This window comes from Pseudomonas sp. FSL W5-0299, assembly GCF_005930655.1.
GTDB lineage: Bacteria > Pseudomonadota > Gammaproteobacteria > Pseudomonadales > Pseudomonadaceae > Aquipseudomonas > Aquipseudomonas mandelii.
In genome coordinates, this window is record NZ_RXHX01000006.1 from 21,205 (window position 1) to 46,310 (window position 25,106).

At 57.8% G+C, this 25,106-nt stretch carries 21 protein-coding genes; 3 read left to right on the forward strand and 18 right to left on the reverse strand.

What is annotated here, in order from left to right; genetic code table 11:
- Nucleotides 1-64 precede the first annotated feature (64 nt).
- From FHL16_RS34025 to minC, 7 genes are all read right to left on the reverse strand, one after another.
- Nucleotides 65-241, reverse strand: coding sequence for a hypothetical protein (locus FHL16_RS34025; protein WP_008031437.1), 177 nt, complete (start codon nucleotides 239-241; stop codon nucleotides 65-67).
- A gap of 257 nt (nucleotides 242-498) precedes the next feature.
- Nucleotides 499-1,788: a M18 family aminopeptidase gene (locus FHL16_RS10120; RefSeq protein ID WP_027922480.1), complete on the reverse strand. Its 1,290-nt coding sequence runs from the start codon at nucleotides 1,786-1,788 to the stop codon at nucleotides 499-501.
- A gap of 76 nt (nucleotides 1,789-1,864) precedes the next feature.
- Nucleotides 1,865-2,971, reverse strand: coding sequence for a hypothetical protein (locus FHL16_RS10125; protein ID WP_077748164.1), 1,107 nt, complete (start codon nucleotides 2,969-2,971; stop codon nucleotides 1,865-1,867).
- 50 nt (nucleotides 2,972-3,021) lie between these two features.
- Nucleotides 3,022-3,657, reverse strand: coding sequence for an RluA family pseudouridine synthase (locus tag FHL16_RS10130; protein WP_030131660.1), 636 nt, complete (start codon nucleotides 3,655-3,657; stop codon nucleotides 3,022-3,024).
- 179 nt (nucleotides 3,658-3,836) lie between these two features.
- Nucleotides 3,837-4,091, reverse strand: a complete 255-nt coding sequence (gene minE / locus FHL16_RS10135) for a cell division topological specificity factor MinE (protein WP_007898843.1) — start codon at nucleotides 4,089-4,091, stop codon at nucleotides 3,837-3,839.
- The gene (gene minD / locus FHL16_RS10140) at nucleotides 4,091-4,903 is read right to left on the reverse strand and encodes a septum site-determining protein MinD (protein WP_010456697.1); all 813 of its coding nucleotides are present in this window, start codon (nucleotides 4,901-4,903) and stop codon (nucleotides 4,091-4,093) included. Before minD ends, minE begins: the two co-directional genes overlap by 1 nt.
- Nucleotides 4,904-5,094: 191 nt before the next feature.
- Nucleotides 5,095-5,832, reverse strand: a complete 738-nt coding sequence (gene minC, locus FHL16_RS10145; protein WP_010456696.1) for a septum site-determining protein MinC — start codon at nucleotides 5,830-5,832, stop codon at nucleotides 5,095-5,097.
- 118 nt (nucleotides 5,833-5,950) lie between these two features.
- Between minC and FHL16_RS10150 the strand changes: the two genes are divergently transcribed.
- On the forward strand, nucleotides 5,951-6,883 hold the full coding sequence (locus FHL16_RS10150) for a lipid A biosynthesis lauroyl acyltransferase (protein ID WP_010456694.1): 933 nt from the start codon (nucleotides 5,951-5,953) through the stop codon (nucleotides 6,881-6,883).
- Between the two features lie 28 nt (nucleotides 6,884-6,911).
- On the forward strand, nucleotides 6,912-8,084 hold the full coding sequence (locus FHL16_RS10155) for a patatin-like phospholipase family protein (protein ID WP_077748165.1): 1,173 nt from the start codon (nucleotides 6,912-6,914) through the stop codon (nucleotides 8,082-8,084).
- A gap of 116 nt (nucleotides 8,085-8,200) precedes the next feature.
- Here the strand turns inward: FHL16_RS10155 and FHL16_RS10160 are convergent, their stop codons facing one another.
- The 8 genes from FHL16_RS10160 to puuE all read right to left on the reverse strand — a co-directional run bounded on the left by FHL16_RS10160 (nucleotide 8,201) and on the right by puuE (nucleotide 16,327).
- On the reverse strand, nucleotides 8,201-8,986 hold the full coding sequence (locus FHL16_RS10160) for an outer membrane protein OmpK (RefSeq protein ID WP_010456690.1): 786 nt from the start codon (nucleotides 8,984-8,986) through the stop codon (nucleotides 8,201-8,203).
- 376 nt (nucleotides 8,987-9,362) lie between these two features.
- Entirely contained in the window at nucleotides 9,363-10,148 is a 786-nt protein-coding gene (locus FHL16_RS10165; protein ID WP_077748166.1) for an outer membrane protein OmpK, read from the reverse strand.
- Nucleotides 10,149-10,309: 161 nt separating this feature from the next.
- Nucleotides 10,310-11,668, reverse strand: coding sequence for a nucleobase:cation symporter-2 family protein (locus tag FHL16_RS10170; RefSeq protein WP_010456685.1), 1,359 nt, complete (start codon nucleotides 11,666-11,668; stop codon nucleotides 10,310-10,312).
- Nucleotides 11,669-11,839: 171 nt separating this feature from the next.
- Complete coding sequence (locus tag FHL16_RS10175) at nucleotides 11,840-13,132, reverse strand: urate hydroxylase PuuD (RefSeq protein ID WP_010456683.1); 1,293 nt, start codon at nucleotides 13,130-13,132, stop codon at nucleotides 11,840-11,842.
- Nucleotides 13,133-13,182: 50 nt separating this feature from the next.
- Complete coding sequence (locus FHL16_RS10180) at nucleotides 13,183-13,686, reverse strand: ureidoglycolate lyase (protein ID WP_010456681.1); 504 nt, start codon at nucleotides 13,684-13,686, stop codon at nucleotides 13,183-13,185.
- A gap of 116 nt (nucleotides 13,687-13,802) precedes the next feature.
- Nucleotides 13,803-14,798, reverse strand: a complete 996-nt coding sequence (gene alc / locus FHL16_RS10185; RefSeq protein ID WP_059404692.1) for an allantoicase — start codon at nucleotides 14,796-14,798, stop codon at nucleotides 13,803-13,805.
- Between the two features lie 90 nt (nucleotides 14,799-14,888).
- The gene (uraD, locus tag FHL16_RS10190) at nucleotides 14,889-15,404 is read right to left on the reverse strand and encodes a 2-oxo-4-hydroxy-4-carboxy-5-ureidoimidazoline decarboxylase (RefSeq protein ID WP_010456677.1); all 516 of its coding nucleotides are present in this window, start codon (nucleotides 15,402-15,404) and stop codon (nucleotides 14,889-14,891) included.
- Nucleotides 15,401-16,327: an allantoinase PuuE gene (gene puuE, locus FHL16_RS10195; protein ID WP_008031461.1), complete on the reverse strand. Its 927-nt coding sequence runs from the start codon at nucleotides 16,325-16,327 to the stop codon at nucleotides 15,401-15,403. Before puuE ends, uraD begins: the two co-directional genes overlap by 4 nt.
- 418 nt (nucleotides 16,328-16,745) lie before the next feature.
- On the opposite strand from puuE, the gene uraH reads away from it, so the two are divergent.
- Nucleotides 16,746-17,099, forward strand: a complete 354-nt coding sequence (gene uraH / locus FHL16_RS10200; protein WP_010456673.1) for a hydroxyisourate hydrolase — start codon at nucleotides 16,746-16,748, stop codon at nucleotides 17,097-17,099.
- A gap of 156 nt (nucleotides 17,100-17,255) precedes the next feature.
- On the opposite strand, the gene FHL16_RS10205 is transcribed toward uraH, so the two are convergent.
- The 3 genes from FHL16_RS10205 to FHL16_RS10215 all read right to left on the reverse strand — a co-directional run bounded on the left by FHL16_RS10205 (nucleotide 17,256) and on the right by FHL16_RS10215 (nucleotide 24,946).
- On the reverse strand, nucleotides 17,256-19,115 hold the full coding sequence (locus tag FHL16_RS10205; RefSeq protein ID WP_177346231.1) for a hypothetical protein: 1,860 nt from the start codon (nucleotides 19,113-19,115) through the stop codon (nucleotides 17,256-17,258).
- 110 nt (nucleotides 19,116-19,225) lie between these two features.
- The gene (locus tag FHL16_RS10210; RefSeq protein ID WP_238706164.1) at nucleotides 19,226-21,112 is read right to left on the reverse strand and encodes a hypothetical protein; all 1,887 of its coding nucleotides are present in this window, start codon (nucleotides 21,110-21,112) and stop codon (nucleotides 19,226-19,228) included.
- Nucleotides 21,113-21,346: 234 nt separating this feature from the next.
- Nucleotides 21,347-24,946, reverse strand: a complete 3,600-nt coding sequence (locus tag FHL16_RS10215) for a calcium-binding protein (protein WP_077748169.1) — start codon at nucleotides 24,944-24,946, stop codon at nucleotides 21,347-21,349.
- Between the last annotated feature and the right edge of the window lie 160 nt (nucleotides 24,947-25,106).

Genomic DNA, 25,106 nt, shown 5'->3' on the forward strand with positions numbered 1-25,106 from the left:
TCGGGGGGGACGGATCGGCCGAGTGTACGAGCCCGTCAAAATCAATGCGAGCCAGGGGCAGGATTTATTCGTTGAGTTTGGCGAGGATCTTGAACACCACGGTGGCAAGGATCGTCAGCATGCCGATCCACATGGCGAACACGCCGGCGTTTTTGTCGCGGAAGTTGAAGCCGATTGCCAGCAAGATCATCCCGGCGAGAATGGGGATCAGCATGGCATGGAATGAAGACATCGAGATCATGGGTGACTGCCTTGTCGAAGGGGATAGCTTAAGTCTAGGTGGCTTTTGGGCGACCGGTGGTCAGAGATCAATCATGAATGCGGCGCGATCATTGTGGCGAGGCAGCTTGCTCCCGCTGGGTTGCGAAGCAACCCCAAACCCAGCTATCGCGATCTTTCAGACAGCACGCATTCACCGGGGGTTGCGACTGCTGCGCAGTCGAGCGGGAGCAAGCTCCCTCGCCACAGATAGCATTCCGGCCATTCATTGGCGCGAAATTACGGCAATTCCTGGCAGGCGTAGAACGCGCTCAGCACTTTGACCAGGTGGGCCAGGTCGTGGCTGCCGCACAGTTCACGGATCGAGTGCATGGCGAACGTCGGCAGGCCGATGTCCACGGTGCGCACGCCCAGGTGGCTGGCGGTGATCGGGCCGATAGTCGAGCCGCAGCCCATGTCGCTGCGCACCACGAAGCTTTGCACCGGCACTTCTTCGGCCATGCACAGATGGCGGAAGAACCCGGCGGTTTCGCTGTTGGTGGCGTAGCGCTGGTTGCTGTTGACCTTGATCACCGGGCCGGCGTTGAGTTTCGGGCCGTGGTTGGCGTCGTGCTTTTCCGCATAGTTGGGGTGCACGCCGTGGGCATTGTCGGCCGAGACCAGCAAGGATTTCTGAATGGTGCGCACGAATTCGTCACCTTCAGGCAGCAGGCGACGCAAGGTTTGCTCGAGCATGGGACCATCGGCCCCGCACGCCGAGCAGGAACCGACTTCTTCGTGGTCGTTGCACACCAGCACGCAGGTTTCGTCGGTTTCCGCGGTCAGCAAGGCTTGCAGGCCGGCATAGCACGACAGCAAGTTGTCCAGGCGCGCGCCCGCGATGAAGTCGCCATGCAAACCGATAATGGCGGCGCTCTGAGTGTCGTAGAAGCTCAGCTCGTAGTCGAGCACCACGTCGGCATTCAGGCCATGTTCCAGCGCCAGCTGATTGGTGAGCACGGCGCGGAAGTCCACACGCTCGTCACCGGCAAATTGCGCGAGGATCGGGGGCAGTTCGGTCTGGGCGTTGATGGCCCAACCCATATTGGCTTCACGATTGAGGTGGATCGCCAGGTTCGGGATGGTGGCGATCGGCGCCTTGAAGTCGATCAGTTGGCTCTCGACCTTGCCGTCGCGGCGGAACGTCACGCGGCCGGCCAGGGACAAGTCGCGGTCAAACCACGGCGCCAGCAGCGCACCGCCGTAGACTTCGACGCCCAGTTGCCAGAAACCCTGGCGCTGCAATTCCGGCTGGGGTTTGACCCGCAGGCACGGGCTGTCGGTGTGGGCGCCGACCAGGCGAATGCCGCCATGCAGCGGTGAATGCCGTCCCATCTTGATGGCGACGATCGACGAGTCATTGCGGGTGACGTAGTAACGACCGTTGGCTTCAGTGGTCCAGGGCTCGCGCTCGTCAAGGCGCACAAAACCCGCCGCTTCCAGACGCTGAACGAGGCTGGCAGTGGCATGGAACGGGGTAGGGGAGGCCTTGAGGAAGTCGATCAGGCCTTGGTTCAACTCTTCGCGCATAAGAAGCTCCAGACAGCAGTGGGCGGGAGTTTAACGTATTGGCCGAGGCCTTTGGGCATGACGTGAACCGGTCACGTCAGCTGGCAGCCTCTACCCGCTTTTTCAGGTACTTCATGATAATCCGCTCATCTTCTGGCTTTTCTGGCTTGGGCAATTGCGGGGGCCAGGCGTTCTGATGAGTCTCCAGCAGCTTTTTCTGTTGATCCTTGTCCCAGCGAAGGATCTCCCGCGAGGCACATTCCCACCATTCGTGGCGGCAGGCCGTGTAGTACGGATGATCGGGTGCCGCGCTGCCGTAAAGCAGATCGCGGCCGACTTTGCGTAGGGCGCCACTCTGGTTACGCAGCTTCCATTTGATTTTCAGGCGCTGCCAGGCCGATGGGAAGGGTTTGACCCGCGGCACGTCCTGGCACAGTTCGACCAGCTCCTGGCTGAACCGCTCGCCATGCTGAGAAAAGAAATACGCTTGCATCGCATGGAAAAAGCGTTTTTCCGCGAAGTAGTGATAGATGTATTTTTTCGCTTCATGAACCGGTTTGTCGCGCATGGCGAACGACAGGGCGATCTGCTCGATGGTGTGGATGTCGAAGCCGTCCCGGGTCCATTCGTCGATGAGCGTGATCGACTCTTCGAACAAGGCGCCATCTCCGTCGGTCACGCCGCACAATCCGCTGTTGTACAGCTTGAAACCATTGTCCGCGCTGACGCCGTGAGCCTGCAGGCAACCGCCGAGCTTCACATAGTCGGGACGTTCACACACGTCCTGCCAGTCGTACTCGAAGCGATCCATCAAGTAGTGCTGCGGCTGAATCTGGTTGAAAATCAGGTTCGGGTCGCTGGTGAACAGCGTGTCGGTGTCGACGAAGAGGGTTTTTTCAGCAAGCTGCAGGCCGGCGGCAATCGCGCAGGCCTTGCGACGATGGTGATAGCCGTTTTCGCCTTGCCACAGGGTCAGGGTTTCCTGGGTCAGCATGACCGTTTCGACCGGCCAGCCGGCGTAGTCCTGAGGACGATCCGTGAGGATTCGGATGCTCGGGAGCTTGCCGTTCTTCGCGTGGGACAGCGCGGTCAAGATACTGAACTTGGCTTCGCGCCGGTAAACGTCCTGGTTGCCGTAGATCAGGTACAGCAGTTGGTGTCGGGTTTTCTTGACCGGTGTTGCCGGGAATTCGGTAAAGCTCATCGGGATGGGGATCCTTTTGCTAAAGCAGGCGACTGCGTGTCAGGCAGTGCTTAAAACGGTGCGGGGCATTCGAAGCGCAAGCGTTCACCGGTTTGCGGATGGGTGAAGCTGAGCATGCTGGCGTGCAGGCACAGGCGTGGCCAGGCGGCCAGGGCCTGTTCGTGGGCGTAGAGCCCGTCACCCAGCAGCGGGTGGCCGATGGAAAGCATGTGTACGCGTAGCTGGTGGGAACGGCCGGTGATCGGCGTCAGTTCGACGCGGCACCAGTCGCCACAACGTTCCAGCACTCGCCAGAAGGTCAGGGCGTGTTTGCCGAACTCGTGGTCCACCACGTGGCGAGGCTTGGTCGGCGGATCGTAGCGCAAGGGCAGGTCGATGCTGCCGCTGTCCAGTTCCGGTTGTCCCCAGCACAGGGCTGTGTAGGCTTTTTCGGTTTCGCGGTCGTGAAATTGCCGAGACAACTCGCGATGAGTGTCCGGGTCACGGGCCAACAGGATGATGCCGGACGTTTCCCAGTCCAGGCGATGGACGATTCGCGCTTCCGGGTAGCCGTTTTCTTGCAGGCGGGTGATCAGGCAGTCCTTGTTGTCATCGGCCCGGCCAGGGACAGAGAGCAGCAGGGTCGGTTTATCCACCACCAGTACGGCGGCGTCCTGATGAATGATGCGGATGTTGGACAACGGCATTAAAACAGCCTCGTAACAAACGCCAACGGCGACTCAGGCCCCCGCATCCGTAGGAGCGAAGCTTGCTCGCGAACACATCATCTCGGTCTATCAGATACACCGAGTTGCCTGCTTCGCGAGCAAGTTCCGCTCCTACAAAAGCGTAAGGGCCTGAGCCGCCGTGGCTCCCGCTGGACCGACTAGCGATCCGGCAGGGTGATATTGAGTTCCAGGATCGAGCAGCTGCCCTGGTTTTCCAGCGCGACATGCACGTCGTCGGACCCGATATTGACGTACTTGCGGATCACTTCCACCAGTTCCTTCTGCAAGGCTGGCAAGTAGTCCGGCGTACTGCGTTGGCCGCGTTCATGCGCCACGATGATCTGTAGACGCTCTTTCGCTACCGACGCGGTGCTGACCTTTTTGCTGGCACGAAAGAAGTCAAAAAGATTCATTATCTACCTCCAAACAGGCGCTCGAAGAAGCCCTTCTTCGTGATATCGATAAATCGATGCGGCTTTTCCTTGCCCAGCAGACGATCGACTGCATCGCTGTACGCCTGACCGGCGTCGCTCTGGTCGTCGAGAATCACCGGCACGCCCGAGTTGGAAGCCTTGAGTACCGCTTGGGATTCCGGGATGACACCCAGCAGGGCAACCGCCAGGATTTCCTTGACGTCTTCGACACCCAGCATTTCGCCGTCACTGACGCGCTGCGGGTTGTAGCGGGTCAGCAGCAAGTGTTCCTTGATCGGGTCTTCGCCGTTTTCGGCGCGACGGGATTTGCTGGCCAGCAGGCCCAGCATGCGATCCGAGTCACGTACCGAGGACACTTCCGGGTTGGTCACGATAATCGCTTCATCAGCGAAGTACATGGCCAGGTGGGCGCCTTTCTCGATGCCGGCCGGAGAGTCGCAGACCACGTATTCGAAGTCTTCTTTCAACGCCATCAGGACTTTTTCCACGCCTTCCACGGTCAGCGCGTCTTTGTCGCGGGTCTGACTGGCGGCCAGGACGTAGAGGTTTTCCAGGCGTTTGTCTTTGATCAGGGCTTGTTGCAGGTTGGCTTCGCCGTTCACAACGTTGACGAAGTCATACACCACACGGCGCTCGCAACCCATGATCAGGTCGAGGTTACGCAAACCGACGTCGAAGTCGACGATCACTGTTTTGTGGCCGCGCAGTGCGAGGCCGGTACCGATAGCGGCGCTGGTGGTGGTCTTACCCACACCACCCTTGCCGGATGTAACCACTAGAATCTTGGCCAAGGTGTTTCACCCCTAAGGAAAAAGGACTTTTAGCCCCTGAAAAACATCTCTTGAAAAACTACTGCAGTCGGACAGCCTTGGCTGGAATCCGGTCCAGAACAGCGATAAACACTGCGTTTGGCCTTTTTCCTACTTCGTTTGAGCCGTTTTCGCTACGTTTTAGAGATGCTTGGAAAATGCGGCAGTATCCGTTAAAGCCGAATGATGTTCAACACGTCGCCTGACAGGCTGACTTGCACGCCCGCGCCCCACAAAGGGTCACGGCGCAAATCCTCGGAAACCTTGTAGTGGCCGGCGATGGAGACCAGTTCAGCGCTCATCTGCTGACAGAAAATCCTGGCTTTCGTGTCGCCTTTGACCCCGGCCAGCACGCGACCGCGCATCGGACCGTATACATGGATGTTCCCATCGGCGAGAAGTTCCGCACCCGGGCTGACCGAGGAGATCACCACCAGGTCGCAGCCCTGGGCATAAATCTGCTGGCCACCGCGTACTGGCGACGTGATGATTTTCGTCGGTTTGATGGTCGGCTCGGGCGGTTTTTCCGGCTTTTTCTTCACCTGGCCTTCGAGCGGGTCGAGGGGACGCTCACGGGCGCCGGACGGCGGCAGCACCGGCAAATCCACCGCGATGGCGGCGGCGATGTCTTCGATGCGGCTGGCACGGATCGCCAGGGTGCGCAGGCCATGCTGGCGGCACACGCGCATCAGGCCCGGCAGATCGACCGCGCCTTCGCTGGCCGGGAGTTTGTCCAGGGCCAGCACCAGCGGCGCATTGCTGAAGAAATTAGGCGCCTGGGCGACCTTGGCGGCCAGTTGCCGATCAAGGTTCTCGAGGTCGTTGCGGGCCAGTTCCAGCACCGTAATGGCGAGCATGCTGCCCTTCAACTGGAACACGGGATCCTGGTCTTGCGGTTCGGTTTGGCTCATGGTCGGCATACAACGGCTTGTCACTAAAAGTGCCGAGACTTATAACGAGAACGCCCGCAAGCCGCAAGCCGGGTCGAACGATGTAGAATGCGCGGCCATTGTCTTTCCGGAACCTTTAATGGATCGCCCGCGTTTTCGAAAAACATTTCTTATGCCGCGTTTCTGGCCACTGTGGTGTGGCTTGGGGCTGTTGTGGCTGATTGTTCAGTTGCCATATCCGGCGCTGCTGTTCATCGGTCGCTTGTTGGGCGCCTTGATGTATCGGCTGGCCGGCGACCGACGGCGCATTGCCAAACGCAATCTGGAACTGTGTTTCCCTGAAAAGTCCGCCGACGAGCGCAAGCGCCTGCTCAAGGAAAACTTCGCCTCCACCGGCATCGCCTTCTTTGAAATGGCCATGAGCTGGTGGTGGTCGCGTCAGCGTCTGGCGAAGCTGGCCCATGTCGAAGGCCTGGAGCATCTGAAAAAGGCCCAGCGCGAAGGCAAGGGCGTGATCCTGATGGCGGTGCATTTCACCACGCTGGAAATCGGCGCGGCGCTGTTGGGGCAGCAGCACACCATCGACGGCATGTACCGCGAACACAAGAATCCTTTGTTCGACTACATCCAGCGCCGGGGCCGCGAGCGGCACAATCTCGATTCGCTGGCCGTGGAGCGCGACGACGTGCGCGGCATGCTCAAATTGCTGCGGGCCGGTCGGGCGATCTGGTACGCACCGGATCAGGACTACGGCGCCAAGCAGAGCATCTTTGTGCCGCTGTTCGGGATTCAGGCCGCGACGGTCACGGCCACCAGCAAATTCGCCCGGCTTGGCAAGGCGCTGGTGGTTCCGTTCACCCAGGAGCGTCTGGCGGACGGCAGCGGCTATCGGTTGATGATCCACCCACCGCTCGAAGGTTTCCCTGGCGAGACCGAAGAGGCCGATTGCCTGCGCATCAATCAGTGGGTCGAAGGCGCTCTGCGTGAGTGCCCCGAGCAATACCTCTGGGCCCATCGGCGCTTCAAGAGCCGTCCACCGGGCGAGCCGAAGCTGTACAAGAAACGCGGCTGATCCCTTTTTTGCACCATGGAGTGTTGCGATGAGTCCTGCTGAACCGGTTACAGGGTTGATTCTTTCCGGCGGCGGGGCTCGGGCGGCGTATCAGGTGGGCGTGCTGGCGGCGATTGCGGAGTTGCTGCCAGTGGGCGCGGCGAATCCGTTTCCGGTGATTGTCGGTACCTCGGCCGGGGCGATCAATGCAGTGAGCCTGGCCAGCGGGGCGATGGACTTTCGTGGCGCGATCGAGCGCCTGACTGCGTTCTGGCAGGGTTTTCGCAGTCACTTGGTGCTGCGCAGCGACTGGCCTGGCGTGATCCATCAGGCCAGCCGCTTCGTCAGCCACAGTTTGCTCGGTATCGGCGCTCAGGTTCCGGTGGCCTTGCTCAACAGTTCGCCGCTGCGCGGGTTGCTCAACGACAAACTGCACATGAACGGCATCGCTGAGGCCATTGCCCAGAAGCAGTTGCAAGCGGTGGCGGTCACGGCATTCGGTTATGAGTCCGGGCAGGCCGTCACGTTCTATCAGGGGGGCGGCACCATCGATGCCTGGTTGCGCCATCGGCGGATCGGCGTGCCCACGCAATTGACCGTCGATCACTTGCTGGCCAGTTCAGCGATTCCCTTGTTGTTCGCACCGGTAAAAATCGGCGAAGAGTATTTCGGCGATGGCGCGGTGCGCCAATCGGCACCGATCAGCCCGGCCCTGCACCTGGGCGCCAGCCGCGTGCTGGTGGTGGGCGTCAGCGGCAACCCGCGCGGGGTCGACCCGGAGCAACCGCTGCAACGCGCCTACACCGGTCAGCAGCCCACCCTCGCGCAGATCGGCGGACACATGCTCAACAGCACGTTCATTGACAGTCTGGAAAGTGACATCGAGTTGCTGCAGCGTCTGAATCAGTTCAGTCACTTGCTGCCCGACGGCACGCCGATGCGCGCGTTGGGCGTGGCGCCAGTGGACGTGTTGGTGATTTCGCCGAGTCAGCCGATCGATGAAATTGCCGCGCGGCATCGGCAGGAATTGCCGGCGGCGTTGCGCCTGTTTCTGCGCGGGCCGGGGGCGACCAAGACGAGCGGGGCGGGGGTGTTGAGTTATCTGCTGTTCGAGGCAGGGTATTGCAGCGAGCTGATTGATCTGGGGCGACGGGATGCGTTGGCCAAGCGCGGGGAGTTGTGCCGGTTTCTGGGGTTGTCGGAGCCTGTGGTTACGGCCTGAGATCGGCGGTGTTGCTATCGCTAGCAGGCTAGCTCCCACAGGGGATCTTCAGCGCGACGAAGATCAACTGTGGGAGCTAGCCTGCTAGCGATGGCGTCCTTAGAGACGCCGTCGGATCAGAAGTGAACCTTGACCAGGAAACTGGTCACGCTCTGATCAGTCTTGAAACCCTGGCTGTCTTCGATGCCGTACTTGTTTTTCCAGTAGTCATACTCGACGCCGACGTACAACTGCTTTTCGCCCAGGTTCAGTGCCTTGCCCAGGTCGTATTTGACCTGCGGATTGAAGTGCAGGTTGGCGTGATATTCGCCTTTTTTGTTGACGTCGTTGTCGACCACCCAGTCCATGAAGCCATCGATCAGGATGTTCGAGTCGCCGACCGGAATGGTGTAGGACCAGACCGGGGTGACCTGCCAGATGTTGTCACCCGGACGGTCGCCTTCGGTATGGCGGTTGTAGAAGTTCAGCTGGAAGTAGTCGAACCCAGGGATCGCCAGGTCGAAACCGGGACCGATCAGGTAGGACTCGGTATCGTTTTCCCCGAACTCGTAAGTCATGGCCAGCAGCACGTCTTTGACCGGGCCAAACGTAAGCTTCTGGTCGAAGATCTTGTTGAACGACAGACGCGGGCTGAATTCGCCGTAGTAGGTGTTCTCACCGGCGAAGGCGTCTTCCTTGCCGTTGTAGAAGATCTTGTCGATGAAGAAGAAGTTGTCGCCATATTTCCAGCCGTCGGCGTGTTCGAAGGTCACCGTCTGCTGAATGCGCGGGTTGACCTGGAAGTCCTTGCCATACAGATAAGTCAGGCTGTTGTCCTGCCATTGCAGCAAGTCGCCGGCCATGGCCTGGCCCCCGGCCAGTAACGATCCCGCGAGCATCAGGCTGGTGCACGTACGTTTCATTCGGTTGCTCCCAAAAAGTAGGTGGTTCCACGTTATTTTTCTAAGGTCGACGCTCTGGTGTGGCGCCTTTTTCTGTAGCGGTAAAAAATCATCCAGTCGGTCAGCTTCAGTGCTGATAGCAAGAGCTGAGCCAAGGCGTTCGAAAAGCCAAAAAACTCCCGCTCGGCTGCTCAAGAGCAGTCGATTGAGAGGGGTTTTGGAATGCCTTGGAACCGTGCAGAGCCGGGATAAGTTGGCTTTCTGGTCAGGAATTAAATCCGGGCTTTTTTTTAAAGCGGATTCAGGCGGCCGCGGAGAATACTGACTCCTTGGCCAGGTCTCAAGTGCCCCGCAACAGCGCACCGACGACAGGTTTGGAGCACGGTTGCGGGCCATCTTAAAAGTGCACCTTCACCAGCAGGCTGGTGGTGTTTTCATTGGTGTCGAAGTTGCCGTTGTTTTCGATGCCGTACTTGTCTTTCCAATAGCTGTACTCGACGCCGACGTACACCTGTTTCTCCCGCCAGCCAAACGCTTTGCCAAGGTCGTACTTGATCTGCGGGTTGACGTGCAAGTTGGCGTGGTAGGTGCCCTGTGAGTTCTGGTCGTTATCCACCACCCAGTCGATGTAGCCGTCGATCAACAGGTTCGAGTTGCCCAATGGCAGGGTGTAAGACCAGGCCGGCGTGATCTGCCAGACATCGTCGCCGGGACGCGAGCCTTCGGTCTGGCGATAGTAGAAGTTCAAGGTGAAAAAGTTGAAGCCGGGAATCGCGAGGTCGAAACCGGGGCCGATCAGGTAGGCCTCGGTATCGTCTTCGCCATTCTCGTAGGTCATGGCCAGCAACACGTCCTTGATCGGGCCGAACTCGAAACGGCGGTCGAGGATTTTGCCGAAGGAGAGGCGCGGGCTGAACTCGCCGTAATAGGCGTGAACGCCTTTGTTCCGGTCTTTCTCGCCGTTGTAGTAAGTGCTGTCGACGAACAGAAAGTTGTCGCCGTACTTCCAGCGGTCGGCATGCTCAAAGGTTATCGTCTGCTGGATCGACGGGTTGACCGCAAAATCCTTGCCGTACAAATAGCTCAGACTGTTGGTCTGCCACAGCAGTAAATCGCCAGCCATGGCCTGGCTTGCGGCCAGAAGGCCACCGCCCAACAGCAGTTTTTTCTGTGTCCGAATCATCTGTTGCTCCCTCTTGTTTTTATTTTTGCAAGGCGCAGGCAGTCCCCGACCCTGTAGGAGTTGGCTTGCTGGCGATGAGGTCAGAACATCCAATTTTGATGTCGTCTGACACGCCGCCTTCGCCAGCAAACCGGCTCCTAAAGGGTTCGTGCGTTGCTGACTTAATGCGAGTGGGCGTGACAGTCGTTGATCGCGGCGCGTTCTTTGCCGCCAAGAATGTTGAACAGCAGGTTCAGCGACAGCGCACTCAACGTCGCCATCGCAATGCCGCTGTGGGTGATCGGACTCATCCACAACGGCAAGTGCGCGAAGAACTCCGGACGCACCACGGGAATCAGTCCCATGCCGATGCTTACCGCCACCAGCAACTGGTTGCGACGGTCACCGATGTCGGCTTCCTGAAGAATCTTGATCCCGGTGGCGGCCACCATGCCGAACATCGCAATCGCTGCGCCGCCCAGTACCGCCGGTGGAATCGAGGCCACCAGAAACGCCGCTTTCGGCAACAGGCTCAACACCACCAGCAAACCGCCGGCAACGATGGTCACCGAGCGGCAACGCACGCCGGTCATCTGCACCAGGCCGATGTTTTGCGCGAACGAAGAGTGGGTGAAGGTGTTGAAGAAACCGGCGAAGAACGAGGCGCCGGCATCACACAGCAAGCCGCGGCGCAGCATCCGTGGGCAGACTTCCTGGCCGGTGATTTTGCCCAGCGCGAGGAACATCCCGGTGGACTCGACGAAGATGATCACCACCACCAGGCACATGGACAGGATGGGTGCGAGTTCAAACGTGGGCATGCCGAAGTGCAGCGGGGTGACAATCTGCACCCAGGGCGCATCCGCCATGCCGCTGAGGTCGACCATGCCGATCAGCCCGCAGATTACGTAGCCCAGGCACATGCCGATCAACACGGAAATGTTGACCCAGAACCCGCGCATGAAGCGGTGGACCAGCAGAATGGTGGCCAGCACCAGCGCGGCAATGGCCAGGTAAATCGGTGAGCCGAATTGAGTGGCGCCGGCACCGCCGCCCGCCCAATTGACGGCCACGGGGAACAGCGACAAACCGATCGAGGTGATGACCGTGCCGGTCACCAGCGGCGGGAAGAAGCGCACGACTTTGGACATGAACGGCGCGATGATCATGCCGAAGAAACCGGCGGCGATGGTTGCACCGAAGATTCCTTGCAGGCCGATCCCGGGCATGCCGGCCATGGCGACCATGCTGCCGACGGCGGCGAAACTGGCGCCCATCATCACCGGCATACGGATGCCCATCGGGCCGATGCCCAGCGATTGCACGATGGTCGCGATCCCGGCCACCAGCAGGTCGGCGTTGATCAGGAAGGCGATTTCTTCACGACTCAGGCCGGCGGCCTGCCCGATGATCAGCGGCACCGCGATGGCGCCGCCGTACATCAGCAGAACGTGTTGCAGGCCGACCAGGATCAGTTGCAAAAGGGGCAAACGCTGAATTGCGGGTGCGTCGGGGATGCGTGCTTCGGATAGCTCGGACATGCAACACCTCGGATCTTTTTTATTCTTGTGATTTTGTGCATCAGGATTGACCGCGGCGCGGCCATTCGCGGGCAAGTCGGATCGCCGCACCGCTCGCTCCTACAGGGACACTGCATATCCGTAGGAGCGAGCGGTGTGGCGATCCGACTTGCCCGCGAAGCTTTTCAACGGTTAGTTGGTCGGAGCGCCCTGAACAATCCACGCCCCGATCAGGTCACGTTCCTGCTGGGTCATCTGGGTGATGTTGCCCAGTGGCATGATCTGGCTGGTAACGGCCTGAGCCTGGATGCGCGCTGCGTTCTGGCGGATCTGCTCGGGGGTGTCGAACATCACACCGGCCGGAGCCGCGCTGAACAATGGGCTGGTCGGTTTGGCCGAATGGCACACCGAGCAACGTTCCTGGATCACGCTGTGCACCTTGTCGAAACTCGGGCCGGCGTTGGACGCCTGGACCGGTGCTTCAGCAGGCTTCGCAGCGGCAGGTTTGGCACCACCACCGATGGCGGTTTCCGGCAGCGGCTGGTACTCGATGGTGCCAGGCGCCTTGGCCACTTCAGGTGCGCTCGGCATTTGCGCCGGGCCGGTAACGTAAGCCAGGCAGATCATGCCAACAGCCGCGACAGGCAGAGTCCAGGCAAACTTGTGGCTGTCATGACGGGTGTTGAAGTAGTGACGCACCAACACCGCCAGCACTGCGATCCCGGCCAGGATCAGCCAGTTGTATTGGCTGCCGTAGGTGCTCGGGAAGTGGTTGCTGATCATGATGAACAGCACCGGCAAGGTGAAGTAGTTGTTGTGACGCGAACGCAGCAAGCCTTTGGCCGGCAGTGCCGGGTCCGGCGTGCGGTTTTCGGCAATCGCCGCCACCAATGCTCGTTGCGCCGGCATGATGATGCGGAACACGTTGCCGACCATGATGGTGCCGATGATCGCGCCGACGTGCAGGTACGCACCACGACCGCTGAACACTTTGCTGAAGCCGTAAGCGGCGCCAATGATCAGCACGAACAGGATGAAGCCTAGCAGGGCAGGGCGTTTGCCCAGGGCCGAGTCGCAGAGGAAGGAGTAGATGAACCAGCCGACGAACAACGAGGCGATGCCCAGTGCGACCCCTTCAGGGCCGGTCAGGCTGCTGCCCGGTGCCAGCAGGTACAGCGTCGGGTTGGAGTAGAACACCACGCACAGCAGCGCGATCCCCGACAACCAGGTGAAGTAGGCTTCCCATTTGAACCAGTGCAGGTTGTCCGGCATGGTCGGCGGGGCCAATTTGTATTTTTCCAGGTGGTAGATACCGCCGCCGTGGATCGCCCACAGATCGCCCGCCAGACCACTTTTCGGGTTGACCCGATTGAGGTTGTTTTCCAGCCAGACGAAATAGAACGACGCACCGATCCAGGCCACGCCAGTAATCATGTGAACCCAGCGCACGCTCAGGTTCAGCCATTCCAACAGATGTGCTTCCACAGTCTTTACCTCTCGCCCGTCACTCTGTTGTCGAGTGATCAGACCTTCTCTTATTGGTGGGGGGCAAGGATCAAACGCTCATCCTCTTTGAAAAAATGCTCATCGCAGTTATTGCCTGTGCCACTGCGATCAACCACCAGGAAGTCATCCCGCTTTTCGATCGTCAGCACCGGATGGTGCCAAACGCCGCGATGGTAATTAATGCCCTGCCTGCCGTTGGTGACGAAGGCGCGGACCAAGCCTGATACAGGTTCATCGCCAAGTGGCGCGACCACGATCAGAAAGGGGTTGCCGAGCAGCGGAATGAACGCCTGACTGCCCAGCGGGTGACGCTCCAGCATGCTGACGGTCAGCGGCATGTCCTGCGCGTCGGCGCGGAAAATGCTGATGATCGCGTTGTCCTCTGGCGTGGCGGTTTGCACCGTCGCCAGTTTGTGAAAGCGCATGGTCGAACCGTTGTTGATCATGAAGTGATCGCTGCCGTCGGTTTCGATCACGTCACCGAAAGGGGCGAAGGCTTCTTTGGTCAGCGGTTCAATCGTCAATGTGCGCATGCTGGTCTTCTTTTCCGAATTCAATGTTGTTTGTTCTGGCGTCTTCGCGGGCAAGCCTCGCTCCTACGGTCGGTGATGCCCGTAGGCGCGAGGCTTGCCCGCGAAGGGCGCGCCGCTTATTTAGCGACCTTGCCCAATACCCGCAGGCGGCTCACGCCCCCATCCGGGAACACGTTCAGGCGGATGTGGGTGATCGGGCCCAGGGCCTTGATCTGTTCGGCGAAGGTGTGTTCGGCGTGCATTTCCAGTTTCTGCGCCGGCAGCAGTTCACGCCAGAACAGCGATTGGGTTTCGATCTGGCTGTCGGTGCCGCCCTTCACGAACGCGCCCTGGATCGAGCACGTGTCCGGGTAGTTGCCCTTGAAGTGCAGGGTGTCGACGATGACTTTTTCGATCTCGCCGGCATGACCCAGCGCGACGATGACCCAGTCGTTACCCGGCGTGCGACGACGTGCAGTTTCCCAGCCGTCGCCCATGTTGATGCCACGGCCCGGGTTGAGGATGTTGCTCATGCGGCCGAAGTGTTCGTCGGAGCAGGCGAGGGCGCGGCCACCGTTGAGGGCTGCTGCCAGGTCAACCTGTTCGTTGTCGCCGACAGCGGACCAGTCGCGGAACGGAATACCGTAGACACGCAGACGGGCCACGCCACCATCCGGGTAGATGTTGAAACGCAAGTGGCTGAAGGCCTGGTCATTGCTGATTTCGTGGTAATGGTGGCTGTTGCCTTGCAGCTCGACGGCGGACAGCACTTCAGTCCACTGGGTGTTGTCGTCCGGTTCGCCCGAGGCCAGGAAGCAGGCTTCCAGGGAGGCCGACGGCGGGAAGTTGCCGGTGAAGAATGAAGTGTCGATGTCCACGCCTTTAATCGATCCCGGAACGCCCAGGCGGATGACGGCGCTGTCGTAGCCTTCGAAGCGCTTGCGGCGCGACTCCCAGCCGTCCATCCACTTGCCGTTGTCATCGAACACGCCCTCCTTCCATACGGCCGGGGTCGGTTGGAACAGACGGTTGGCGTCTGCGAACCAGTCATCGGTGACCGAGATGATTTTGGTGCCCAGGCGGGCGTCGGCCAGGTTGACGAACTTCTCGAAAGGTACGGCGTAAGCTTTCATTCTTCTTGTCTGCCTTTAATAAGTTGGCTTGGGATGCTTGCAGGGCCCTGGGAAACGCAAGCGTTCTAGAGGTCTCTCGGGCCAAGCTTGCTAGAGAGTCAGTAAACGGAACAGGGCGATCTTGTTAATCTCCGCCAGCGCGCATTTGAATTCGGTATCCGCCGAATTGTGAATGCGCGTTTCGAACGCCGCGAGGATCTGATGCCGGTTGCTGCCTTTTACCGCCATGATGAAGGGAAACTTGAACTTGGCCTTGTAGGCGTCGTTCAGCTCGGTGAAGCGTTGAAACTCTTCGGCCGTGCATTGGTGAATCCCCGCGCCCGACTGTTCTTCAGTACTGGCCGCGGTAAGCTGGCCCTGGACAGCGGCTTTGCCGGCCAGGTCCGGGTGAGCGTTGATCAGGGCCAGTTGGCTTTGATGATCGGCGCTCAACAGGATGTCGCTCATGCGCTGGTGCAGGGTTTCGATCTCATCGATCGAGGCGTCCTGCCCCAGGTCAAAGGCCTTCTCGGCCACCCATGGCGAATGTTCGTAGATATCGGCGAACGCGGCGACAAACGCGTCGCGGCTCAGGCTCGAAGGTTTGACGGTCTGGAAGGTGCTCATTGGGCAGCCCCTTGGTACGGGTGGGTTTCGTGCCAGTGGCGAGCGATGTCGACGCGACGGCTGAACCACACCTGTTCATGACTTTTAGCGTATTCGATAAAGCGCTTGAGCGAGGCCAGGCGCGCCGGGCGGCCGATCAGGCGGCAGTGCAGGCCGATCGACAGCATCTTCGGTGCTTCGGCGCCTTCGGCATACAGCACGTCGAACGCGTCTTTGAGGTATTCAAAGAAATCGTCGCCCTTGTTGAAACCCTGGACCTGGGTGAAACGCATGTCGTTGGTGTCCAGGGTGTACGGAATCACCAGGTGCGGCTTGCCGGTCGGGTTGTTCGGTTCCCAGTAGGGCAGGTCGTCGTCGTAGGTGTCGCAGTCGTAGAGGAAACCGCCTTCTTCCATCACCAGGCGACGGGTGTTCGGGCCGGTGCGGCCGGTGTACCAGCCCAGCGGGCGTTCGCCAGTGATTTCGGTGAGGACGCGGATCGCTTCGAGCATGTGCTCGCGTTCCTGCGCCTCATCCATGTACTGATAGTCGATCCAGCGGTAGCCGTGGCTGCAGATCTCGTGGCCGGCATCGACCATCGCGCGAATCACGTCCGGGTGACGCTGGGCGGCCATGGCCACGGCGAAGATGGTCAGCGGAATGTCGAATTCCTTGAACAGTTTCAGAATCCGCCAGACGCCGGCGCGGCTGCCATACTCGTAAAGGGATTCCATGCTCATGTTGCGCGCGCCTTGCAGCGGCTGCGCCGAGACCATTTCCGAGAGGAAGGCTTCGGATTCTTTATCGCCGTGCAGGATATTGCGCTCGCCACCTTCCTCGTAATTGAGCACGAACGACAGGGCGATGCGGGCATTGCCGGGCCAGTGTGGGTGAGGAGGGTTACTGCCGTAACCGATCAGGTCGCGTGGGTAGTCAGCGCTCACTGCAGTCTTCCTTCTTGTTCGTTGACAGGTTGTGTGGCGGCCTGGCGGTGAGATGACAGGCTGGCGTCACAGCGATGGGCTGATTGTATACAACTTTATGTTCACTTTGTAAGCCTGATTTTTTGCATTTTTGATGAGCTGTTATCTTTGCATGTTATTGCAAGAAACCTGCCCGAATGGTCAGCTAATGGATGGAAGGACCTTTTAGCGCATGGTTTGGCGTCAGATTTGTTATGAAATCCTGGATGGCGGCACTGGTTGGAAAAATGTCGTTTTTATTGTGTACAATTTTTTTGAAAAGTGTCTTAATCAGTCGCTCGCCGCAGCGTTTCGTGCTCCGAACCGGTGCGGTCTCCTTTCAACTGACTTCGGGAGGCGCGAGGTCTGACTGCTCCATGCAGGCAGGCGCGCAGAATCAATGGGACGTTTGACTACACACGTTTTGGACGCTGCACACGGTTGCCCGGGCAGCTCGATCAAGGTCGAGTTGTACCGCGTTGAAGGCTCGCAGCTGGAATTGGTCGCCAGCGCGATCACCAACAGCGACGGCCGTGTCGACGCACCGTTGCTGCAAGGCGATGACTACCGTTCCGGGGTCTATCAGGTTCAGTTTCATGCGGGCGATTACTACCGCGCCCGGGGTGTTCAGTTGCCGGAACCGGCGTTCCTGGACGTGGTGGTGCTGCGGTTCGGCATCTCTGCGGAACAGGATCACTATCACGTGCCTTTGCTTATTTCGCCTTACAGCTATTCCACGTACCGCGGCAGCTGATCCCCCAAGCAGCTGCCTCAACCTGGAAGCGACTGCGCATATAGCTTCTTTGGTCTTTCGCCCGCTCACACTGCGGGCTTTTTTTTGTCTTGTGTTTGACACGGATACCTTGGGTTGCACCCCGCTGATGGACGGCGAGGTGCGCACGTTTCGCTATCAGCGTTCCTTAATGATGAACACCGAAGGGCTTCCAGCGAGCAGGTGCTGGACGCCGCCCATCAGCCATACCACATCACCCTTCGCATCGGCGGCAACCAGTGACTGGTGCGCTTCATCGCCGATTCGCGTCTTCAGATGAGGGTCGTCAAGCTCTGCCATGGACGGCGGCAGAATTTCAATCGCATCGGTCTCCACACGTCCCACTTTCAAAAAGTACACCTTGTCGTGATTAGGCCTTTTAAATACCAGCGTTGGAGGCGTGAGCTGAACATTCTCTACGTTTGCGGGAAGGAAGACCTTGTAACCGCTGTGGCCCAGTATCGACGCGAGCAACAACGAAAGTCGTCCCGGCGCGTTGGGCAACTCGGTGTAGAACTGCCAGGCATGAGTGCTCTCGGGGTTGAAGTTCAACTGCTGTAAGGGCGTCACGGAATCCGGAGCGTGTAATTCGACGATTCGTCGGGCGCCATCATTACTGGACGCAACAGGCAACATGTCCAATGGGTCGCCGAGCCGTGGCACGCCCAGGTTCGATTTGCCCTCCCAGTAGCGAAAGGTTTGCTTCATTCGGGCCAAACCGCTGCCGTTGAACTCCGCCGACTCGTTGGAAAGCTCAAATAGTCGCTTGGCGACGGCGCGGGATGTCGGCTCGGTGAAACCCTTGTAAACATCCGCGACCTGTTGCGTCAGTGTTTTCTCAAAGAGCCGAGCAGCGCCGTCGACTTTCCGGGTATTTGTTGCGGCGTGGTGGCTGGTGGCGACGGGTTGCAACGAAGGTGCCTCTTGCAACATGCGCTCGAAGGCCTCGAAGCGTGAGGGCGCAAATTCCGGGTGTTGAATGAACACGAGGGGGAGCTGATCGGCCATTGGCCCCTTTGGCACGATCGGATAGTGGAGTTGGCCGATCATGATGGATTCCACCGAATCAGGCTTGGTTATTTTCCCCCAGGAGGCCCATAAATACGGGTTGTCATTCAGGGTGGCAGCAGGAGGGTTGTTATCGGCCACGGGGTTGGCCGCCTCGACCTGTTCGTCCAGACGAGGGCGCTTGCCTGGGGTGGGGCCTGAATCTTCAGCGTCTGAGGCTGGTGTGTTGGTTGCCTTGCGTTGCCAAAGCGTCATTCCTTCAATGTTTTCGAGTAACGGGCCCGAAGGGATCAATTCGCTCGTCGAGGAGGCCTGATAGTGGCCGTCCGTATTTTTGCGGACCATGACCGTGCCTTCTTCCGTCACGTCGACATAGGTTCTCTTCAGCTTGTCGTAACGAAGACCGTTGGCATCGGGTGACGTCAGTTTGTCGGCCAGATGCCGAGGAATGATCTCCAGCGTTTCCTGCCTCACGGGAACGCTTGCGATGGGAAGGACCATGCCCTCGCGAGTGATTTTCCACTGCGCCTGGCCAGGCACCTTCGTGAGGATCGGCCCGGGTTGGCCCGGGGCAAACGGAAGAGGCACCTGGTAGTCGCCTCTCGCGTTTGCCCTGATCAGAAAAATGCCTTCCTCTCCAATATCGGCGTAAAGCTGCTGCTGGCGGCTCATGAAAAGCCCGGTGTCGGCGATGCTGAATAGTTCGTCGACCTTGTTCCGAGGCCAGGAAATCATGCGGGTAGCCCTCTCGGCATCGCTTGTAGGGTTAGCCGACATGTCGCTAACGACGACAGGCTGACGAGGCAAGGTACTTTGCGATGAACCTGGCACATTGGCGTCTGAAACGGGATTGGCGTCTCCCCGCGATGTGCCAACCGTTGCGGCCTGATGACCGCCTCGTACCCGGCTGTCTTCTGACGAAGACCTTGGAAGTGTTGTCGAGGTATCAGGTGTATTGGAAGTTGAAACTCTTTTTGGTGGTTTGGCCATCGGTCGTATTCCTGGATGTTTATATAAGTGGGTAATGTTTAAACAATAAGTATCTGAGGCCCGATAAGGGGCGTTTAATGATGTGCGGCTATCACTGAAGAAAGGCGGTATCAGCGCTCTCTGATAATAAAAACAGACTGCCATCCAGACGGCGTTGTTTGAACGCCGCCTAATAACCAGACAATGTTGTTTTGTTGGTTGGCGGTAATGAGAGCTTGCCGGGCTTCATTCCCCACCTGTGAAGCTAACGCCTGGTAGGCAAGTTCGGGCGCAAGAGACGGTTTTAGTCCAATCGCATTTTTCTCGACGATACCGAGTTTCAGGAAGTAAACCTTGTCATGACCCTCGCGTTTGAAAATCAACTTGGGATTGCGATGTTCATTCAATAAAGGAAACACGTCATACCCGTTGCGGATCAATGCGGTGCTGACTAACCGTTTGAGGTTGTAGTCAGAGCGATCCGCGACAAAACTGTCCCATTCCATCTGGAAATGCCTGGGGAGGAAGTCCAGCCTGCGCAAGGGTTCGCCAAATTCCGGAGGCACCATGGAAATGATTGTCCCCTCATCATCCATGCGTGAAGCGACAGGCAATAAATCAATCGGATTTTCGAACGTTGCATCAAAGATGCCCGCCCGTTCCTTCCAGTGATCCAGCGTCAATATGGTGGTGTACAAGCCGTCGCGGGCGATTACCTCGGATCCCCCCGAATATTCGAATAGTCGTTTTGCGACAGCGCGCGAGGTGACCGGTGAAAAGTCCGGGAAGGTAGTTGAAACAGACTCTGTCATCGGTTTTTCAAACAATCGGCGGGTGCTATTCACAATCCACTTGCCATCGCTGTTCAGGACTACCGGTACGGGCTGCAACCAGGGTTTCGCGTGCAACATCTGTTCAAACAAGTCGAAACGAGAAGGCTGGAATTGGGGATGCTGGAGGTAATTCAAGACTTTTGGTACGTTTTTGACCTTGGGTACCGTTTCATAATGCAGTTCACCGATCTGTATGGATTCCGTTGAATGCGGCTTGTTGATCTTTCCCCAGGATGCCCACAGGTAGGGATTTTCATTGGTCGGGTGGGCGGGGTAGAGAGGAATATCCTGTTGCTCGGGTCCACGGGGGCCTGGCTGCTGTTCATGTTCCTCAAGGCGCTGGCGCTTGCTCGGACCGGCTTCTTCGACGGTGGAGGACGGTTGACGAGCCGTCAGTTGATCAGTGGTTTGCGTCGGAGCTTTACGTCGCCAGAATCGTGTCAGTCCAACCCTCTCGAGTACGGGGCCGGAAGGTGTCCATTCCTGGCCGAAGGTCGCCTGATAATCGCCATTCGCGTTTCTGACGACTTGAACAATGCCTTCGTCGAGCAACTCGACATAACTTCTCAGGTTGTGCCAACGAATTCCAAGCCTGTCAGCGGCGGGTAGTTTTCTGATCACCAGTGGATTGTTGATCAGATGGACGGGGGCCGCGAAGGTCGAAGCGGTCACGCGCGAACCCCCTTTTTGTTCGCCTGGAGTTGACGGAAAAATGGACCACAGCGGCTTGCCTTCAACCTTCTTCAGCACCGGTCCGGCATGGTCAGGGGCGAAAGGGAAATAGACTTGGTAGTCTCCGTTGGCGTTCGGTTCCACTCTGCCAATGCCTGCGTATTCAATGTGGGCATATAACCTTTGCTCTTTGCTCATGAAGAGCCCGGTGTCACCGATGCGTATCAGTTGATCAACCTGCTCAAGAGGCCAGGACACCCTATTCTCCGGTTGCAAAAAGGGGTGAGGAGTGCGAGCAGGCATGTGGGTGACAACCACGGGCTGTTGCTGGGAAGTGTCGCCTGGCAACGCATTTGAGGCAGGGACAGGGGGAGCGAGTTCTCCCTGCACGGGCGTGTCATTACGGCCGGACGGGCCGACCCTGGGCACGTCATCCTCAGAAGAGAGTCTGGTGGAGGATGATGAAGTGCCAGGCGTATTAGGGTTTGGAATTTTCTTGGGTGGTTTAGCCATGGCCGTAGATCCGATAATAATCTGGTGAAGGTCTGAATCAGGACTGGCCGCTGATACAGACGAAAAATTAGTTGGGTGAAAAGCAGGGCTCGTGAAGAAGCACGGCCCTGGAAAACACGGTGGTTAGTTTTGATTGGATCAACCGTCGAGAGGCTATAAATATGTATAGGGTGTGGTGGTATTTGCTACAAAAGACGTCTGCCTGATCCTGAGGTTTGAAGTCTTGCGTAGGCGCTATAGAAGTTTGCAGGTGTCTAAAAGTATCCGCAGATCGGCGGCGCTTACCGGAGGGGTGGAACGAGTGCCAAACTCCATCAACTCATAACAGTGTTCGAGTTGGTGGGCGCACCGGTGTAAAGGCACCAGGTCGGCGTAAAGGACCGTGCGGGACGTGTCTGTATCAAGTATCCAACGACGGTCCGACAGGTTGTAAGACAGACTGCCGACAGTACCGTCTCTCAGGGCTATGTTTCGAACGGCGAGGTCCTCCATTTCCAAGGCTCTCAGTTCTGCCAATAGGGCGCCCTCGTTCAGAACATCGCCTTTGAAATACCGGCCATCCAGTGAGTCGATATAGACTTCGTCGAAATCCAGATCGACTTTATAGACAACGCCGTCTGGCGTGATGACCCGTATCTGATCGATCAAATCTTGTGGGTCGTCGTAGTGCGGAAGGTGAATGACGGTATGTCCGATCAGCAGACAGTCGTCCACCCGTTTGATTCTGGTGTAGGCGAGGCTCGTTGCATCGAATTCCCAGGTAGACGCCGATGGCGATTTGAGTAGGGCGTTCGCTCGAGCGCCTGGCGTTGAAATGCCTAGCGTCATTTCGGAGCTGAGGTGGACAAGGTACGTCGAGCCGTCACCCTCCAGATGTTCGATGGTTGTTTGTTCAGGGTAAGCGACCAGTTGGACGCACTTCTCCCGGTTGCCCAGGTGATGGGCCTCGTTGTCCAAGGGCTGACAAAAAACAGGCGCTCCATCTCTGGCCACGAGTGGCAGCGGCACTTGGCGGGTGCGCTCCATTGGACCGTTTATTTCGAACTGATCGTTGGAAAAAGCTGAATCGGGCAAGGAGGGTGGATCGACTCTATAAGAAACACCGTCATTCATGATCAGAAGAACAGCTTGGTTCAACACGTTGGTGGGGCGCGTCAGTCGGCTTGTGATTCTCTGGTCGCCGCCCCAGATAGAGCTGGCCAGGTTGTTGATAGTCAATTGCTGACTGTCAAAGTGAAAGGTCACACCACACTCTTTATACATGATGCGATCAAAGTCACGTTGGCGCATCAGGTCTACCTTGAAGTAAGCCTCGACCCGCGTCAGTTCATGGCTGGCATATTCCAGATAAAGGGTTGCCAGCGTGTTTGTGCTTCGTTGTTTTACTGTAAGGATCGTATGTTTATTGAGTCGCGAAACAAAATAACTCGTGTTTTTGTCGTGTGCGATCGTGTATTCACGGTTGTAAAGGATGACCGGGTTCTGGGTTTTTCCCTGTTGAGTAACGACTGTTTTAATCTCGAGGGAACCGGCAGCCTCTATGGTTTCAGGAAGTTCAGGCATCAAATGAAACCCGTCCTTTGTAACGAAAGTCAGTTTCCTGTTCTGCAGTTGCCGTCGATCGTTGGCTGTTTTATAGACGCCCTTGATGTAGACATCCCGCTCTTTAAGATCGTCGAGATCAAAGCCTGAGGTGATGACCAGTTCGTGATTGTCGATTTTCCAGCTCTTTATCAGGTCCATTCTCCAGTCAAGTGCAATGACGCTCTCTTCCACGCCATCTTCAGTAATGAATACGTTGCCGGGTTTATGGGCCACCGCGTAGTGATCCTTTCCGGGACCTCCGGCGGCTGTACCTTCATTGTTCAGGAGATAGATTTTGTCATCCCCGGCGCCCGCCTCAATGGTGTCGCGACCGCGCGACTTGATGACATTCGGGCCGCCCGTACCGATGACCTTGTTTTGCGCACCGGCCAGGGTTTCGACGTTCTCAATGCTCTCCAGAAGCGTGTGCCGATAGTTGAAACGGCCCTCATTGGTCTGGTCACGGGTGATGATGGACAGTCGTCCTTCGTTCAGATCGATGAAATACCCGAATCTTTGGCGGTTGCCCTCAGGATAGCTCCCGGTAACCACTAGCGTATCGCTGCCCAAACCACCTTTCAGAAGAGTGGGTAGAGGGTCTTTTGGACCGTTTTTGAGAAGTTCGGCGGCGCCTTCGAAGATGAATTCATCGTCTTTCTCTCCCCCGGTCAGATGCTTGATACCTGCGCCGTAATAGAATCTGTTTGGCTTTTTTTCAACACCCACGATGGTGTCGTCGCCGCCACCCATAAACCACACCGCACCTTTGTTCTCTCCTGGCGTTCCGAACTCCGCGCCGGGCATGTCGTCAGTCACACCGTTCCGAGCATCAATCGTGTCGTTACTATCAATGACGTGCGGTTTTTGTATGGTTTTATATAGGTACTGTTGCGCCTCCCAATCGAAGCTAGGCACCTGTGTCGGCTTTAGCTCGACCTTGAACTTGCCGTTTACAATGACTTCTGTGCTGTCTTTTAATTTTCCTTCCAGTAATTTTCGGGCGGTCGCTTGTAACAGTCTCGAATGTTCAACCGTTGATTTGGCAATCGCGTGGCGGGTTTGTATGTCGTCGTCGGGGGGGATTCCCCAGAAGGCGAACCAGCCCGTGCGCAGGCGCTCATGGGTAGTGAGTTCGATGTAATCATCGATATCGTCGACAACGCGTACCGCCGCATAGACCTGAGAACCTGCCACCAGCAGAAGTCCGGCCGTCAGCCCCACCGGGCCGATAAAGGAGAAACCTGCCAGTGCGGCGGCACCCAGAATCAACGTCATGGCCGCGCTGGTCACACTCAAGCCAGCAGCGACATAGTGATCCGTGGCTTCTTTGCCTGTGGTTGCCGCTGCGCTATTAAAGGATTTGACGGCGGACATGACATCGAAGGGCAACGTCAGTGCGCTCGCGATCAGCCCCGCGCCACGCCCCAGTCGAACGCCGAAGCTGGTTTTGGCAAAATCCCTGTAGGCTTTTTGCCCGGCTTCGATCATGTATTTTGCTTGCTTGGTGACCGCCACTTCGACGGCTAATGAAGTGACTTCCGCTGAAGTGCTGAGGCTGTTGAATACAACTTCGCCGTGATCTTTTCTTGCAATAGCGTCTTGCAGGCCGCGCAGCCCGCTGTAAATACCGAAGGCCTGAAGCCCGGTCCCCATGCTGACCATGCTGCTACTTTTGACCCGATTCACCCAGGGAGGTGTGGTTTTGGACAAGTGCGCGTGGCGTATATCAAGCCTCTGCGCCGCGTTCAGCAATTTGTCCAGTTTGTGGCGGTACTGTTCAGGATCGGCAGCGGGATCAGGTAATTCTCTTAGCAGGGGCGGAGCCGTTAGTGGGCGTTGCGACGCCATTTCAAACAGCAAGGAAGGCAGTGCGTAATCATCCCGGGTGCCGGTGAATCGCATACGCGCTTCAATAAATAAAGGGTCAAATTGCAAGGCGTTGATAAAAGACCGCTTGGGGTGTCGAAAGAACGTGTTTTGAGCGTTCAATCCCTGACCATTTGATGTCGCGCCCAGTGCATCCAGTGCACACCGGGTAATCGAGTGGGTGCCTATTTTTACAGGGCCGAACAGCTCATCAATAACGCGTAGCTGGCTTTTATTGGCATTTGTTTGTTGCGGGGCGGAGGCGATGCTTTCTTTATCGAAATCAATAGTGGTTGGGGAGTACTCATTGGCTTGCAGTTCAATATCCGTCACTTCGACGGCATTGTAGTGATCGGGATCGGGGGTTTGGAAAACCATTGCCATAGGAACTTCCTTTTCCTGGCGTCGTGTGCAAAATCGCAGCGCCATGGTAGGGGGAGTTCTGAAAAGACAACTATATATATTTATATCGCGTGTTGCGGTTTGTTGCGGGGCGGGGTTGAAGTGTTGCCATCCTTGGCAAACACTTCTTAGTGCGTTGGCG

Coding starts and splice junctions, on each gene's coding strand:
- FHL16_RS34025 (WP_008031437.1), bottom strand. CDS start 241: ATGATCTCGATGTCTTCATTCCATGCCATGCTGATCCCCATTCTCGCC.
- FHL16_RS10120 (WP_027922480.1), bottom strand. CDS start 1,788: ATGCGCGAAGAGTTGAACCAAGGCCTGATCGACTTCCTCAAGGCCTCC.
- FHL16_RS10125 (WP_077748164.1), bottom strand. CDS start 2,971: ATGAGCTTTACCGAATTCCCGGCAACACCGGTCAAGAAAACCCGACAC.
- FHL16_RS10130 (WP_030131660.1), bottom strand. CDS start 3,657: ATGCCGTTGTCCAACATCCGCATCATTCATCAGGACGCCGCCGTACTG.
- minE (WP_007898843.1), bottom strand. CDS start 4,091: ATGAATCTTTTTGACTTCTTTCGTGCCAGCAAAAAGGTCAGCACCGCG.
- minC (WP_010456696.1), bottom strand. CDS start 5,832: ATGAGCCAAACCGAACCGCAAGACCAGGATCCCGTGTTCCAGTTGAAG.
- FHL16_RS10150 (WP_010456694.1), top strand. CDS start 5,951: ATGGATCGCCCGCGTTTTCGAAAAACATTTCTTATGCCGCGTTTCTGG.
- FHL16_RS10155 (WP_077748165.1), top strand. CDS start 6,912: ATGAGTCCTGCTGAACCGGTTACAGGGTTGATTCTTTCCGGCGGCGGG.
- FHL16_RS10160 (WP_010456690.1), bottom strand. CDS start 8,986: ATGAAACGTACGTGCACCAGCCTGATGCTCGCGGGATCGTTACTGGCC.
- FHL16_RS10165 (WP_077748166.1), bottom strand. CDS start 10,148: ATGATTCGGACACAGAAAAAACTGCTGTTGGGCGGTGGCCTTCTGGCC.
- FHL16_RS10170 (WP_010456685.1), bottom strand. CDS start 11,668: ATGTCCGAGCTATCCGAAGCACGCATCCCCGACGCACCCGCAATTCAG.
- FHL16_RS10180 (WP_010456681.1), bottom strand. CDS start 13,686: ATGCGCACATTGACGATTGAACCGCTGACCAAAGAAGCCTTCGCCCCT.
- alc (WP_059404692.1), bottom strand. CDS start 14,798: ATGAAAGCTTACGCCGTACCTTTCGAGAAGTTCGTCAACCTGGCCGAC.
- uraD (WP_010456677.1), bottom strand. CDS start 15,404: ATGAGCACCTTCCAGACCGTCAAACCTTCGAGCCTGAGCCGCGACGCG.
- uraH (WP_010456673.1), top strand. CDS start 16,746: ATGGGACGTTTGACTACACACGTTTTGGACGCTGCACACGGTTGCCCG.
- FHL16_RS10205 (WP_177346231.1), bottom strand. CDS start 19,115: ATGGCCAAACCACCAAAAAGAGTTTCAACTTCCAATACACCTGATACC.
- FHL16_RS10210 (WP_238706164.1), bottom strand. CDS start 21,112: ATGGCTAAACCACCCAAGAAAATTCCAAACCCTAATACGCCTGGCACT.
- FHL16_RS10215 (WP_077748169.1), bottom strand. CDS start 24,946: ATGGCAATGGTTTTCCAAACCCCCGATCCCGATCACTACAATGCCGTC.